This is a genomic window from Ligilactobacillus equi DSM 15833 = JCM 10991 (assembly GCF_001435735.1).
GTDB classification, from domain to species: Bacteria; Bacillota; Bacilli; order Lactobacillales; family Lactobacillaceae; genus Ligilactobacillus; species Ligilactobacillus equi.
Window position 1 is genome coordinate 1 of record NZ_AZFH01000087.1, and the last position, 1,878, is coordinate 1,878.

General features: G+C 35.1%; 1 protein-coding gene. It reads right to left on the reverse strand.

What is annotated here, in order from left to right; all coding sequences use genetic code 11:
• Nucleotides 1–993: 993 nt before the first annotated feature.
• Nucleotides 994–1,878: acyltransferase (locus tag FC36_RS06555; protein WP_056986789.1), on the reverse strand; the 885-nt coding region annotated here is incomplete at its 5' end.

Consider the following 1,878-nt stretch of genomic DNA (forward strand, 5'->3'; position numbering starts at 1 on the left):
TAACATGGTTTGACTCCTTTTTTGGTTTTTAGTTTTTTTATTTAGAGTTTAACCCTTTTAAGCTTTTTTTGCGAATTTTCAAATATTACGAACTAGCAAGTCGCGTAAGTAATACATTTTTATGGTTAATATAACGAGATTTGCAATTTTTATATTTCTAAGTAATTCTCACGAAAGGAAACAACCTTGTGTTTAGTTTCGGCGACCTAATAGCGTTTGGAGCGCTTATGCTTGCATTGTTGGCTTATATCGACAATCGCAACAAAAGATGACCACCAAAAAACCGCTCTTAGTAACTTTGGCAGGTTCTTGAGCGGCATTTTTACTGTTTAACAACTTCACTACCGTCTTAAACGGTCTGTCTAGCAAAGGATGATTATAAAATTACAATCGTCCTTTTTCTATTTTTATTATATGTTCTTTTTTACCGAATGCAAACATCTGTTGAATACTGCGAGCCTCCCAGACTACTTTATACGTGGTATCTAGGTATTTATTTGTCGTTTTACCCTTTGAAGTTCCCCTTAAAGTCGGATTTAGTATTCAACTTAGGGGGTTCACTTCATTCCAATTGTATTTTACCACTAGGGGGTCTTTTTTTATCCAATTTCGTCCACTAAAACTTTACATGGTCTATCAACACAAGTCGTACATAAGTAGCCATAAACACAGTTATAGTGACTGTAAGTGTCACGAGACGCTCCACTGAAAATTTTAATTTTAACACTTTTAACATTAACTTGTGTAGTTAAACCCGTCCTGGATTTAGAACTCTGTGGTTCGTCACTATCCTAACAACATCACTTAACTTCATGAAAAGTGTCTTCTATTCATTTAATATCTTAATTGTACCAAGTAACACCTGACTTGAATAGAATGCTATCTTATGTGATGCTTACGTCGTTGCACCATGTTTACGTTATAAACTTTACGATTGTTACTTTGGACATACCTGTAGTCATAACTACTTATATCTGATTATTGAAAAAAAGGCTACAAGGCAAGATAACCACTGTATTTACCCAAGATTTTCCGACCGATAAACGACAAAGCGAATGTTACAAGAATAGCGACTACTCCATTAACAGGATAAATCGCCACCGTGGAATAATTCGAAAGCTTAGATAAAACAGTCATAACTGCTAGGTGTGCAAAATAGATGCCAAATGAATAATCACCTAAAACTTTGAGAACGTTAACACGTACGCTGTTATCAGAATAGATAAACTTGTAGATAAGTATAACAAAGATTGTTCCTGTTAAAATTGAGCTTAGTTTAAGCTGGGTTCCGCAATTAGTTTCCCCTAATTTTAAATACCAGTATCCCTCCAAAATTTGGAAGAATATGGTAACAAACCACATAAAAATTAAGACAGTGTGGTTAATTTCAATTTTAATAAAACCGTTTCCAAGAGCATATCCGAGATAATAGTAAGTGAACCACCCTAAACAAGAAAGTGACATAACAATTGCCAAATATTTATTAACCTCATGCCCTGAAACTAGAGGAATCAACCTCATCAATATTATTTCGATAGGTGAAATGACAAAACCAAGGTATTTAAATTTTGAGCTTATCATCTTATCGATTACAGGCATCAAAATGGTTAACTCACAGTAAACAAAGACATAGTACATAACTGCAGCAGCAGAACCGGTGAATAAGGCTTTCAAAAACTCCTTGGGAATCACCATAGGCTGAGAGGCGTGGTATAGAATCACATATATAATAGTCCAAATGACATATGGAATTATTACCTTTTTGAGTCTTTTTTTTACATTCCACTGATCCACATTAGAAAGCATTCCACTCATGAAAAGGAACAAGCCAACCGCAAAATTCAGAAAGGGGCGACAATAAACTTGCGCCCCCCCCCC